Genomic DNA, 13,247 nt, shown 5'->3' with positions numbered 1-13,247 from the left:
CGGATCGGGGCTATTGGCCGAACTTTATTTCTTCGCCTTCGTGGCCGCGGTCCCAGCCACGCAGTTCATCGCGGATGTGGGCGATGCGCTGGCGACCCAGGGCATTGCGCTCTTCATCGAGCACGAGGCCATCGAGGAGTTCGGCAAGGCGCTGCGCCGTGGGCAACATGGCATCCCATGCATCCAGCGCAGCGACGGGGCCCGGCAGGGCCATGAAGAACGAGAGGCCCGGGGTCTGCAACGTGGCGATGCGCGCCATGTCGAAGTTGCCCGGCTTCACCAGGTTGGCCACGCTGAAGATCGGGCCCTTCTCCGGGTGCCCATCCACAAGGCGGTGGTAGATACCCATATCGCCGAATTCGAGGCCGGCCTTCTCGGCGGCCACGACGAGATCAGAGCCCTGGAAACGCTGGCCTTCGCGGGAAACCACGTACAGGCTGACGATGCGTTCCACCGGTGCATTGCCCGGACGACGGCCAAGGTCGGAACGCGGCGGCGTCCGGGCCGGCTGCGGTTGCGGCTTGGGTGCGGGCGCAGGTGCGGGTGCGGGGGCCTGCGGCGGCGTGGGCGCGGCGGCCGTTGCGCGCGGCACGGCAGGCTCATCCAGATCAAACGGTAGATCCAGGTCGATACGCGGTTCGGTACGCTGCGCCGGGCGTGGCGACGACGCAGGCGCGGGCGCTGGCTCGGCCTCATCATGAGCGGCCTGCTTGCGCTCGCCCGCAAGCGATGCGCCCAGGCGCTCCAGTTCCGCGCGCAGATCCACATCGAGCTCGCCCTGCTTGGGCGAAGGGCGGAACAGCGGGTCGTTGGCGTCATCGTCGCGCGATTCGGCCAGTTCATCGCGCGCCTCGAAGCGATCATCGAAGTGATCGTTATCGCGGGCGCTGAACGACAGTTCGTCACCTGCCATGGGCTCCTCGCCGCCGAATACCGGTTCGCGCCGCTCGCGGCGCTGCTCGGGCTGCTCCGGCACCGGCTTGCGCCGGCCCTGCTCCTTGCGCGGCTGGCCGAAAAGCCAGATCAGCACGAGCACGACGATGCCTACGAAAAGCATCGGGATGCCGACGGCAGGGTTCCAGGCGAGGCCGATGGCGGGATTCATGGGGCGGTAGTTCCTTTGGTAGTGCTCAGGCGACGCCGGCGAGCTTGGACGCTTCGGCCAGGTCGACCTGGACAAGGCGCGACACGCCCGGCTCGCGCATGGTAACGCCGCACAGCTGGTGCGCGGCCTCCATCGTGGCCTTGTTGTGGCTGACGAAGATAAATTGCACCTTCTCGCTCATTTCGCGGACCATCGCCGAGAAGCGGCCCACGTTGGCTTCATCCAGCGGTGCGTCCACCTCATCGAGCAGGCAGAACGGCGCGGGGTTAAGGCCGAAGATAGCGAAAACGAGTGAGACGGCCGTGAGGGCCTTCTCACCACCGGAGAGCAGCGTGATGTTCGACACGCGCTTGCCCGGCGGGCGGGCCATGATGGCGACGCCGGTATCGAGCAGATCTTCACCCGTCAGTTCGAGGTAGGCATGGCCACCACCGAACAGGCGCGGGAACAGTTCCTGCACACCGGCGTTCACGCGATCGAAGGTTTCCTTGAAGCGCTGGCGCGTCTCGCGATCGATCTTCTTGATCGCGCCTTCCAGCGTCTCCATGGCGCTGGTCAGGTCGGTGAGCTGCGAATCCAGGTATTCCTTGCGCTGCGATTGCTCGGCGTGCTCCTGGATCGCGGCAAGGTTCACCGGCTCCAGGCGGGCGATCTTCTGCGCCAGGTCGGCCAGCTGCGACTGCCACTGCGAAGGCTCGGCATCCTCGGCCAGTTCGGCCAACAGCGGCTCAAGCTCAAGGCCCGATGCGGTAATGGCCTGGGCGAGCTGTTCGGCGCGTAGCTGCAATGCCTGGGCGGCAAGGCGCTTTTCGGCCACGTTCTCACGCACCTGGCTGAGCACGTGCTCCACGCGCTGGCGTTCCTGTTCCAGGCGGCGGAACTCCGCGTCGCAATCTTCCAGCGCGCGGCGGGCATCAACCAGCTGCTTGTCCACCAGCAGGCGCTGGTCGAGATAGGTCTGGCGCTCGGACTCCAGCTCGGCGATGGGGTCGCTGCCAGCCGCAAGCTGTTCATCGATTTCCTCGCGGCGCATCGTCACCTGGCGCAGCTGGGTATCCAGGCGCGCAAGCGCCTGCTCCAGCGAGGTGAGCGCAGCGCGCTTGGATTCCATGCTGAGCGCCAGCTGGTGCGCCTGGTCGGCGGCCTCGCGGGCGTTCATGCGGGCTTCTTCACGCGCCTCGAGCAGTTCGCGGCGCTCGTTTTCCAGGCCGCGGCGCTCGTCTTCGCGGTCACCCATGTGGCCCACGGCTTCATCCAGGCGTGCACGCGCTTCGCGGGTCTGGCCCTGCAGCTCATCGAGCTGCTCGACCAGCGTGCTGATCTCGCCGCCGACCTTTTCGGCACGCGCGCGCGCGGTTTCCATCTTGCCGCGATGGCTTTGCAACTGGCCGGCGAGCTCGGAAAGGCGGCGGTGCGCTGCATAAAGATCACGCTGGGCGTCATCGCGCTGGCGTTCGGTCTCGAACTTGCGCGTGCGCAGGTCTTCAAGCTGCTCGGTACGTTCCTCGATCGTCGCTTCGAGGCTTTCAATCTGTTCGGCCAGCTGGCGGATATCGCGCTCGCGGGCGAGCACGCCCACCTGGTTGCCCTGTGCACGCAGCACGCGGGTCCAGCCCGGGCCCATCCACGCGCCATCGCGGGTGATCACCGACTGGCCGGCGGCAAGCGAGGCCGCGCGGGCCACGGCCGCGTCGACCGAATCGGCGACAAACACATTCGAGAGCAGCGCTACCGCCGCGGCCGGACCGCGAACATGGCCGGCCAGGGTACCGGCGGCACCCGGGCCACCCTTCTCGCTGGCGAAAAGCGCTACATCGGCTTCGCCAAGTGCGTTGAATTCAGGCGCAAGCGCCGACGGCGAGTCAACCAGCACGCCATCGAGCACGCCTGCGAGCACGGTTTCCACGGCGGATTCGTATCCCGCATCCACCTGCAGCGATTCGCCCAGCCGGCGCGCATCGGCCAGGCCAAGGCGCTTAAGCCAGCCAGTGGCGGCCGATTCTTCCTGGCCCAGCGCGGCGGTCTGCAAGGCCTCCAGCGAGGCCTGGCGGCCGCGTGCGGTCTGCAACTGCTGGCGGGCATCGTTCAGTGCCGACTGCACCTGGCGCTCGTCATCGAGCACGCGCTCGTAGGCCACCTTGTGCTGGTCGAGCACGCCACCCAGCTGTTCCACGCGCTCACGCTGCGTATCGTGTTCAGTATCGAGCTGCTCCGCCGCCGCATCCAGTGCGGCCACGTCAGTCGCCTTCTGCTCGGCCTCGAGGGCTTCGCGCCGGCGCGAAAAGTCCACGGCCTGGCGATCGAGGTAGGCCAGCTTGGTGCGCTCCACTTCCGCCGCGCGGGTGGATTCCGACGCGCCGCGGGTGTGGGTATCCCAGCGCTGCTGCCAATCGGCCAGTCGTGATTCGGTGCTGCGCTGCGCTTCGCCGGTGTCATCCTGGATCTGCTGCAACGATTCCAGCTTGGGCTCGCCCTCGGCCAGCGCCATGCGCAGGGTTTCCACCTGCTCACGGTCAGCGTCGATATGGCCCTGCAGTTCACCGAGCTCGCGATCCGTTTCCGCCTTCGAGCGGGTCAGCCGCTCTGCAAGATCGCGGTTGTGCCGCACCTGCTGTTCAACACGGGCGATCTCGGCGCCGACCTTATAGACCTCGGCCTGCACCTGGTTCAGGTGCTCGCTGGCGCCCTGGTGGCGTTCGCGCACCGTCTCCATCTGCGCCTCGACCTGGCGCTGGGTGGCGGTGTGCTTTTCAATTTCGATTTCGTACTCGCGCAGGCCCGAACCTTCGCCCTGGCGCTGACGGTCGAGCGTGCGGTACTCGAGCGCGCGCAGCTCGGCTTCGCGGCGGGTCTGCTCTTCCTTGAAGGCCTTCCAGCGTTCGGCGGCGCGAGCCTGGCGGTTCAGGTGATCCAGCTGCTTCTCGACCTCATCCCGCACGTCGCGCACGCGGTCGAGGTTCTCGCGGGTGGACTTGATGCGGCTTTCGGTTTCCTTGCGGCGCTCCTTGTACTTGGAGATGCCGGCGGCTTCCTCCAGGTGGGTGCGCAGTTCTTCCGGCGCCGCTTCGATGATCTGGCTGATCATGCCCTGCTCGATAATCGAGTAGGAACGCGGGCCCAGGCCAGTGCCGAGGAACAGGTCGGTGATATCGCGGCGGCGGCAGCGCGCGCCATTGAGGTAATACGACGACTGGCCATCGCGGCTGACCACGCGCTTCACCGAGATCTCGGCGAAGCTGGCGTATTCGCCCTGTATGGTGCCGTCAGCGTTATCGAAGATGAGTTCGACCGCCGCCTGGCCCACGGGCTTGCGGGCGCTGGAGCCGGAGAAGATGACGTCCGTAAGCGAGTCGCCACGCAGGCGACTGGCCGCGGATTCACCCATGACCCAACGGATGGCGTCGATGATGTTCGACTTGCCACAGCCATTCGGACCGACGACGCCGGTCATGTTGGTGGGCAGGTGCAGCGTGGTGGGGTCCACGAAGGACTTAAACCCCGCCAGCTTGATCGTGGTCAGACGCATGTTTGGTTCCGTTGGGACGCGGGCTTTCAGCCACCCCTTGGCTGATCGATCACTTTGCCAAAGGGGTTACCCTGGCGCAATACGCGAAATTACGCGAGGATAATAGCGTAACTGACTGATTGTAGGAGCGTGCTTGCACGCGACACGGACTGCGGCCGGTGTGATCGCGCGCAAGCGAGCTCCTACAGGGCCCCGCAGGGGGCCGGAAGACCGTGGTTCGGCCTTATTCCCCGGGAGCCTTGGCGTCGATCGAAAGGGCGTGGATGCTATCGGGCATCATATCGCCCAGGGCCTGGTAGACCAGGCGATGGCGCTGGATGGGGTTTTTGCCGGCGAACGCCGGGCTGACGATACGGGCAAAGAAATGGCCCTTGCCCTCGCCCGAATGGCCGGCGTGCTTGTGGCCCTCGTCGATCACATCCAGCTCGACCGGGGCCAGCGCCTCGGTCAGGCGCTGGCGGATCATCGCGACTTTCTCCGCGGTCACGGCAGGACCACTTTGAAGGGGCGAACCGTCACTTCCTTATAGACGCCGGCCGCAATGTACGGGTCGGCCTCGGCCCAGGCCTGGGCGGCCTCGAGGCTTTCGAACTCGGCCACGATCAGGCTACCGGTGAAGCCGGCCTCGCCCGGATCCTCCGAATCGATGGCCGGGAACGGGCCGGCCAGCTTCAGGCGGCCTTCTTCCTTTAGCGCGGAAAGGCGGGCCACGTGGGCCGGGCGCACCGAAAGGCGGTTAGCCAGGGAATTCGGGTGATCGATACCAGTGATGGCGTAGAACATGGGATCAGGCCTCGGGGCGCATGGTCGGGAACAGCAGCACGTCGCGGATAGACGACGAACCGGTGAGCAGCATCACCAGGCGATCGATACCGACACCGAGGCCACCGGTGGGCGGCAGGCCCACTTCGAGCGCACGAATGTAGTCGGCGTCGTAGTGCATGGCCTCGTCATCGCCGGCATCCTTCGCATCCACCTGGGCCTGGAAGCGCGCGGCCTGGTCTTCCGAGTCGTTGAGCTCGGAGAAGCCGTTGGCAATTTCCTTGCCGTTGATGAACAGCTCGAAGCGATCGGTGATGCCCTTGTCGGTATCGCTCTCGCGGGCGAGCGGCGAGACTTCCACCGGGTGATCGGTGATGAAGGTGGGCTGCACCAGGGTGTGTTCCACCGTGGCTTCGAAGATTTCGAGCAGCAGCTTGCCCCAGCCGTACGACGGCTTGACCTGGATACCCAGGCGCACCGCATGGGCCGCCATGGCTTCGCGGTTGCGCAGGTCGCCCGGCTTGATCTCCGGGTTGAGCTCGAGCACTGCATCTTCCATGCGCCAGCGGCGGAACGCCGGGCCAACGTCGATGCTCGCGCCATCCCACTCGATGACTGTGTTACCGATGACATCGGTGGCAGCCGAGCGGATCAGGCCCTCGGTGATATCCATGATCTCGTGGTACGTGGCATACGCCTGGTACAGCTCGAGCATGGTGAACTCGGGGTTGTGCCGGGTGGACACGCCCTCGTTACGGAAATTGCGGTTGATCTCGTACACGCGGTCGAAGCCGCCCACGGTGAGGCGCTTCAGGTAAAGCTCCGGCGCCACGCGCAGGAACAGCGGGATATCGAGCGCGTTGTGGTGCGTGGTGAAAGGGCGTGCCGTGGCACCGCCCGGGATCACGTGCATCATCGGCGTTTCGACTTCCATGAAGCGGCGCGGCGCCGCCTCGAGCCAGCGGCGGATGTGGCTGACGATCTTCGAGCGAAGCTGGAAGGTGCGGCGCGCTTCCTCGGTCACGATGAGGTCGACGTAGCGCTGGCGGTAGCGCTGCTCCACGTCGGCCATGCCGTGGTGCTTGTCCGGAAGGCCACGCAGCGACTTGGTCAGCAGACGGATCGATTCCACCTTGACCGAGAGCTCGCCGGTCTTGGTGCGCATGAGGGTGCCCGTGGCGCCGACGATGTCACCAAGGTCCCAGCGCTTGAACGCGTTGTATGCCTCTTCACCCACGGTGCCCTGGTGTACGAACAGCTGGATGCGGCCGGTGCCGTCCTGAAGCGTGACGAAGCTGACCTTGCCCTGCCCGCGCATGAGCAGGATGCGGCCGGCCACGGCTACCTGGCGCGGCGCTGCTTCAATCGCCTCGGCCGTCCAGGTGTCCTTGTCCTCGAACTCGGCCTGTAGGTCGCCCGCGAAACTATCGACCTTGAAATCGTTCGGGTAGGCAATGCCCTGCGCGCGCAGCGCTTTCAGTTTCTCGCGGCGCTCGGCAATCAGTCGGTTCTCGTCGGAAGTGCCGGTGGTGTCGTCGCGGGTTTCGTCAGTCATGGCTTCGCTTGGGTTGCTTTCGGGAAACGGGGGCGCCCATGCGCCCCCGGGGTTTCATCAGGCGTCGATGCGCTTGGAGCCGGCTTCGAGGCCGGCCTTCAGGCTTGCTTCGACGAATTCATCGAGATCGCCATCGAGCACCTTCTGGGTGTCGGAGCGTTCGATGCCGGTGCGCAGATCCTTGATGCGCGACTGATCGAGCACGTAGTTGCGGATCTGGCTGCCCCAGCCAATATCGGACTTGGTGGCTTCCAGCGCATCCTTTTCGGCGTTGCGCTTCTGCACTTCCAGCTCGTACAGCTTCGCTTTCAGCATCTTCATCGCACGATCGCGGTTGGCATGCTGCGAACGTTCGGTCTGGCAGGCCACGACCGTATTGGTCGGGATGTGCGTGATACGCACGGCCGATTCGGTTTTGTTCACGTGCTGGCCGCCGGCGCCCGACGAGCGGTACACGTCGGTCTTGAGGTCGGCCGGGTTGATATCGATTTCGATATCGTCGTTCACTTCCGGCGAAACGAACACCGAGGTGAAGCTGGTATGGCGGCGGTTGTCCGAATCGAACGGGCTCTTGCGGACAAGGCGGTGCACGCCGATCTCGGTCTTGAGCCAGCCGTAGGCGTAATCGCCTTCCACGCGGAACGTGGCGGACTTGATACCGGCGACTTCGCCACCGGACACTTCCATCAGCTCGGCCTTCCAGCCACGCGATTCGGCCCAGCGCAGGTACATGCGCAGCAGGATTTCCGCCCAGTCCTGGGCCTCGGTACCACCGGCACCGGCCTGGATATCGACGAAGGCGGCGGAGTTATCGAGTTCGCCGGAGAACATGCGCTGGAATTCCAGCTTGCTGATCCGGCCGTCAACCTTGTTCACGTCATCGACAATGGAGGCTACGGTGGCCTCGTCGCCATCGGCGGCGGCCATCTCGAGCAGCTCCTTCGCATCATCCAGCGCGGCGGTCATCTCTTCGACGCCGGTGACGATGGTGTCGAGCTGGGCGCGTTCGCGGCCAAGCTCTTGCGCGCGCTTCGGATCATCCCAGACGGTGGGGCTCTCGAGTTCGCGGTTGACTTCCTCTAGCCGTTCTTTCTTGACGGCGTAGTCAAAGATACCCCCTAAGCGACTCGACGCGGCCCTTGAGGTCCGCGATCTGCGCGAGGATCGGATTGGTCTCGATCATGGTTAGCTTGCCTGCAGGTGCGGCGCGGGAGGCGCCGCCGAAACGTCCAATGCTACCAAATCACGGCCCTTCCTTGTACGGCCGGGCCCTGTAGGAGCGGGGGGGGGGGGGGGGGGGGGGGGGGGGGCGGGCCCCCCCCCCCCCCCCCCCCCCCCCCCCCCCCCGCTCCTGCAGGGCATGGGCATCAGGCTGGCAGGGCCTCCAGGTGCACCCCGCGCACGGCCCGGCCCGAGGGGTCAGCGGCCGCCGCGAAGGCGGGATCCCAGGCCAGCGCAGCCGGGGATGAGCAGGCGATGGACTTGCCACCGGGGACCGTGGCGGCGCAGGCCTCGCCCGGGAAGTGCTTCTCGAAGATCGTGCGGTAGAAGAAGGCTTCCTTGGTGGCCGGGGTGTTCACCGGGAACCGGGCGGCCGCCGCGGCAAACTCGCGGTCGCTGACCATGGCCTCGGCGTGGGCCTTCAGGCCATCGATCCAGCCATACCCTACCCCGTCGCTGAACTGCTCCTTCTGCCGCCACAGGATCGATTCCGGCAGCGCGCCCTCGAACGCCTCGCGGAGAATGCCCTTCTCGATCCCCTTGCGGGCCACCATCTTGGCCTGGGCATCGAAGGCCATGGCCGCCTCGAGGAACTCGGTATCGAGGAACGGCACGCGTGCCTCCACGCCCCAGGCCGCCATGGATTTATTGGCGCGCAGGCAATCGTAATAGTGCAAGGCATCGAGCTTGCGCACGGTTTCCTCGTGGAACTCGCGGGCGTTGGGTGCCTTGTGAAAATACAGGTATCCGCCGAAGACTTCGTCAGAGCCTTCACCGGAGAGCACCATCTTCACGCCCATCGCCTTGATCCGGCGAGCCAGCAGGAACATCGGCGTGGAGGCGCGGATCGTGGTCACATCGTAAGTCTCGATGTGCCGGATCACTTCCGGCAACGCATCCAGGCCCTCCTCGAAACTGTAAATGAAGCCATGGTGCACGGTGCCCAGCGCCTCGGCCGCCACCTCAGCCGCCTTCAGGTCAGGCGAGCCTTCCAGGCCGATCGCGAAGGAATGCAGACGCGGCCACCAGGCTTCATCGCGGTCATCGTCCTCGATGCGGCGGCGGGCGAAACCCGCCGCCACCGCGGCCACCAGCGAGGAATCGAGCCCACCGGAGAGCAACACGCCGTACGGCACGTCGGTCATCATCTGGCGGTGCACGGCCGCTTCGAACGCGGCACGCAGGTCGTGCGGCTCGATGGTCTTGCCCTCGGTCGCCGTGTAGTCGCGCCAGGCGGGCGTCCAGTAACGCGTCGTTTCACCGGTCGCGCTGTCATACACGTGGCCCGGCGGGAACGGGGCTACATCGGCGCATACGCCCACCAGCGATTTCATTTCCGACGCCACGCACAGGCGGCCCTGGCGATCGTGCCCCCAGTAGAGCGGGCAGACGCCGACCGGGTCGCGGGCAATCAGCACGCGCTGCTTCGCGGCATCCCACAGCGCGAAGGCGAAGATGCCGTTGAGTTTGCCGAGGAAATCGGCGCCATGCTCGCGATACAGCGCATTGATCACTTCGCAATCGGAGCCGGTCGTGAAAGCGTAGTCGCTGGCGGCGCGTAGCTCGCGATGGTTGTAGATCTCCCCGTTCACGGCCAGGGCGAGCTCGCCATCCTTTGAGCGCAACGGCTGCGCACCGCTGGCCGGGTCGACGATGGCAAGGCGCTCATGGACGAGAATCGCACCCTCGCCGACATAGACGCCGCTCCAGTCAGGGCCGCGGTGGCGCTGGCGCTGCGATAGCTCCATCGCCTGCGTGCGTAGTGCCTGGAGGTCGTCGCCGGCCGCCAGGCCGAACATCCCGAAGATCGAACACATGGCCTTGCTCCTGGATCAATGGATGGAAGAGGAAGAACGCGCAAAGAAAAAGGCCCGCCTGGTGAGGGCGGGCCTTTGGTGATTCGGTGGTTTCAGTTGCAACCGCCTACACGCCGACCCTCCCGAGGTTCCGGGCATTATTGGTATTGGCGTTATTGGCGTTGAAACGGATCATGGGTCGACTAAACCACGTTTTCTGATGCGCTGCAATAGGGCGTTTTCTGTGGGGGCTATCGCTACATTGCCGCGAGCTTTTCCACCGTGCGGCGGTAATCCACGGCGGCGCGTGCCTCGGCCACATGCGTGTAGTCACGCACCCGCCACGCGCCACCTACCATCACGTCCCGCACCAGCGGTGTGTTGCCAGCGAACAGGAACGTATCGATTACATCGGCCTCGTCGCGCGCGGCGAGTAGCGGCGCGTTCTCATCCAGCACCAGCAGATCGGCGCGTGCACCCTGCCCCAGCCGGCCGATATCCGCGCCGGCGGCCCGTGCACCGCCATCGAGCGCGCGCTGCCACAAGGTGACACCGGTGCTTTCCTCGGGCTTCCGTGATGCAACGTTGCGGTGGCGGGTCATCAGGCGCTGCCCGTATTCCAGCCAGCGCAGTTCTTCCACCGGCGACACCGAGATATGCGAATCGGAGCCGATGCCGAGCGTGCCGCCCGCGTCGATGAAATCCGCGAGTGGAAAAAGGCCATCGCCAAGATTCGCCTCGGTGGTGGGACACAGGCCAGCCACCGCGCCACTCTGTGCGATGCGCTGCGTTTCATGCCCGGTGAGGTGCGTGGCATGGATCAAGGTCCAGCGTTCGTTGACGTCCGCATGATCGAGCAGCCATTCCACCGGGCGAGCACCCCGTACCGCAAGGCAATCCTGGACTTCACCGATCTGCTCGGCGATATGGATATGGATGGGCAGACCCTGCGCGATACCCGTAGCCAGCACGGCACGCATCGCCTCCTCGGGCACGGCACGCAGCGAATGCAGCGCGATGCCTACCTTGAGCATGTCGTTCTGCATCGGGACCAGCCGCTCCAGCAGCGATACATACTGGCCCACGTCGTGGCGGAACCGCTGCTGCCGCTCGGTCAACGGGCGGCCATCAAAACCACCGGTCATGTAAAGCACCGGCAGCAGCGTAAGGCCGATACCTGCCTCCTTCGCCGCTTCGATCAGCGCCAGCGACATGGCTGCCGGATCCGCATAGGCCACGCCACGCGGGCCATGGTGCAGGTAGTGGAATTCGCAGACCTGGGTGTAACCCGCCTTCACCATCTCGACATAGAGTTGGGTGGCGATGGCTTTCATGTCATCCGGGTTGATCGCTTCGGCGAAGGCGTACATGGTTTCGCGCCAGGTCCAGAAGCTGTCCTCGCCGGGACCGCGGCGCTCCGCCAGCCCGGCCATGGCGCGCTGGAACGCGTGCGAATGCAGGTTGGGCATGCCCGGCAGGATGAACCGGCCAATGCGCTCGCCGGCCTCACCGTTGCGCGGCGCGAAGCGGCCATCGCGGATCCCTAGCCCTCCCTCGGCCCAGGCACCATCGGACCAGAGGAAATCGGCGGTGAAGTGGGACGGGGTCATCGGTGAGGCCTTTGTAGGAGCGCGCTTGCGCGCAATGGGATCGGCACAGGATAGCGTGCCCGTGTGAATGGCTTCACGCTGCAGGGGCATAATAGGTGGATGAACGAGACCACGCCCGCCCAGCCCCCGAAACTCAACCTGCGCCTGGCGCGCCCCGCGGATATCCCGGAGCTAGTAGCCCTTACGGCCCGCGTCTACACCGCCGAGTGGGGCCATTCGGCCGAAATGCTGCAGGGCCAGCAGAACAACTTCCCCGAAGGGCAGTTCGTGGTTGAGTACGAGGGCCATATCGTAGGCTTCTGCGCCACATTCCGGATCAACGAGGCCGTGGCCCTGGCCCCGCACACCTGGATGCAGATCACGGGCGGCGGCTTTGCCTCCCGCCACGATCCCAAGGGCGACTGGCTGTATGGGATGGAAGTGGTAGTGCACCCCGATTACCGCGGCATGCGCATCGGCCAGCGCCTATACCAGGCACGCAAGCGCGTGTGTACGGACCTGAAACTGCGCGGCATCGTCTTCGGTGGGCGCATGCCCGGCCTTTCGCGGGCCATCGGCCGCTACGGTAGCGCGGAGGCTTATGTGCAGGCCGTGGTCGATGGCAGCCGCCGCGACCCTACGCTCAGTTTCCAGCTGCGCAATGGCTTTGAGGTGATCGGCCTGCTGCGTGAGTACGTGCCCTCGGACCACGAATCGCTCGGCTATGCGGCGCACCTGGTGTGGCGTAACCCGCACCTGTTGAACCACCCGGATACGCCGCGCGTTTCGCATAGCCACCGCCTGCCGGATTCGGTCCGCGTCGCCTCGGTGCAGTACCAACAGCGCCGCATCACCTCATTCGCCGAGTTCGCCACGCAGGTCGAATACTTCGTCGATATCGCCGCGGATTACGACGCGGACTTCGTGGTGTTCCCCGAACTGCTGACGCTGCAGCTGCTTTCGATCGAGAACGCGGAGCTCTCGCCGGTCGATTCGATCCGCCGCCTTTCCGAGTACACGGATGAGGTGAAGGCGTTGTTCCACCGCCTGGCCGTGCACTACAACATCAACATCATCGGCGGCTCGCACCCTACCCGGCAGCCAAACGGCGATATTCACAACGTCTGCTATGTGTGCCTTCGCGACGGCTCGATCCACGAGCGCGAAAAGCTGCACCCCACGCCCAGCGAACGCAACGTGTGGAACATCACCGGCGGCGATTCGGCAGCGACCATCCAGACCGATTGCGGCCCCATCGGCGTGATGATCTGCTACGACTCCGAGTTCCCCGAAGTCGCGCGCCACCTCACCGACCAGGGGGCGCTGATCCTGTTCGTGCCGTTCTGCACCGATGTGCGCGAGGGCTACCTGCGCGTGCGCTACTGCTCCCAGGCACGCGCCATCGAGAACCAGTGCTACGTCGTGCTATCGGGCAACGTCGGCAACCTGCCTGGCGTGAACAATTTCGATATCCAGTACGGGCAAAGCTGCATCCTGACGCCGAGCGATTTTCCGTTCGCGCGCGATGGCATCGCGGCCGATTCCACGCCGAACATCGAAACGGTGCTGTTCGCCGACCTGCGCCTTGAAAACCTCGCGAGGGCGCGCAATTCCGGTGCGGTGCAGAACCTGAAAGACCGCCGCTACGATCTTTACCAAGTGCGCTGGGCGCGTACGCCGGAGGGCCGGTGAG

The 13,247-nt window shown here is 65.5% G+C and carries 9 protein-coding genes; 1 reads left to right on the top strand and 8 read right to left on the bottom strand.

Annotated features, from left to right (window positions below):
* Nucleotides 1-10 precede the first annotated feature (10 nt).
* From zipA to ABIE56_RS16295, 8 genes are all read right to left on the bottom strand, one after another.
* Nucleotides 11-1,105: a cell division protein ZipA gene (gene zipA, locus ABIE56_RS16330; protein WP_429244848.1), complete on the bottom strand. Its 1,095-nt coding sequence runs from the start codon at nt 1,103-1,105 to the stop codon at nt 11-13.
* 25 nt (nt 1,106-1,130) lie between these two features.
* Nucleotides 1,131-4,631: a chromosome segregation protein SMC gene (gene smc / locus ABIE56_RS16325; protein ID WP_429244847.1), complete on the bottom strand. Its 3,501-nt coding sequence runs from the start codon at nt 4,629-4,631 to the stop codon at nt 1,131-1,133.
* Nucleotides 4,632-4,854: 223 nt separating this feature from the next.
* Nucleotides 4,855-5,097 (bottom strand): BolA family protein, encoded by a 243-nt coding sequence (locus ABIE56_RS16320; RefSeq protein ID WP_429244875.1) that lies wholly within the window; start codon nt 5,095-5,097, stop codon nt 4,855-4,857.
* A gap of 17 nt (nt 5,098-5,114) precedes the next feature.
* Entirely contained in the window at nt 5,115-5,414 is a 300-nt protein-coding gene (locus ABIE56_RS16315) for a YciI family protein (protein WP_429244846.1), read from the bottom strand.
* Nucleotides 5,415-5,418: 4 nt separating this feature from the next.
* Nucleotides 5,419-6,948: a lysine--tRNA ligase gene (gene lysS / locus ABIE56_RS16310; RefSeq protein WP_429244845.1), complete on the bottom strand. Its 1,530-nt coding sequence runs from the start codon at nt 6,946-6,948 to the stop codon at nt 5,419-5,421.
* Between the two features lie 57 nt (nt 6,949-7,005).
* Nucleotides 7,006-8,131, bottom strand: a protein-coding gene (gene prfB / locus ABIE56_RS16305; protein WP_429244844.1) for a peptide chain release factor 2 whose coding sequence is annotated in 2 segments (ribosomal slippage) — nt 7,006-8,055 and nt 8,057-8,131 — 1,125 coding nt in all. Because the reading frame shifts where the segments join, the coding sequence is not laid out codon by codon here.
* Nucleotides 8,132-8,315: 184 nt separating this feature from the next.
* Complete coding sequence (gene asnB, locus ABIE56_RS16300) at nt 8,316-9,986, bottom strand: asparagine synthase B (RefSeq protein WP_429244843.1); 1,671 nt, start codon at nt 9,984-9,986, stop codon at nt 8,316-8,318.
* 236 nt (nt 9,987-10,222) lie between these two features.
* On the bottom strand, nt 10,223-11,575 hold the full coding sequence (locus ABIE56_RS16295; protein WP_429244842.1) for a formimidoylglutamate deiminase: 1,353 nt from the start codon (nt 11,573-11,575) through the stop codon (nt 10,223-10,225).
* A 99-nt stretch (nt 11,576-11,674) separates the two neighbouring features.
* Between ABIE56_RS16295 and ABIE56_RS16290 the strand changes: the two genes are divergently transcribed.
* Nucleotides 11,675-13,246 carry a GNAT family N-acetyltransferase gene (locus ABIE56_RS16290; RefSeq protein WP_429244841.1) on the top strand — a complete coding sequence of 524 codons (1,572 nt, stop codon included), beginning with the start codon at nt 11,675-11,677 and terminating at the stop codon, nt 13,244-13,246.
* Nucleotide 13,247: the final 1 nt, after the last annotated feature.

Source organism: Luteibacter sp. 621 (assembly GCF_050435445.1).
GTDB lineage: Bacteria > Pseudomonadota > Gammaproteobacteria > Xanthomonadales > Rhodanobacteraceae > Luteibacter.
The sequence above is the reverse complement of the archived record's forward strand: the minus strand, read 5'-3'. Positions and strand labels throughout refer to the sequence as shown.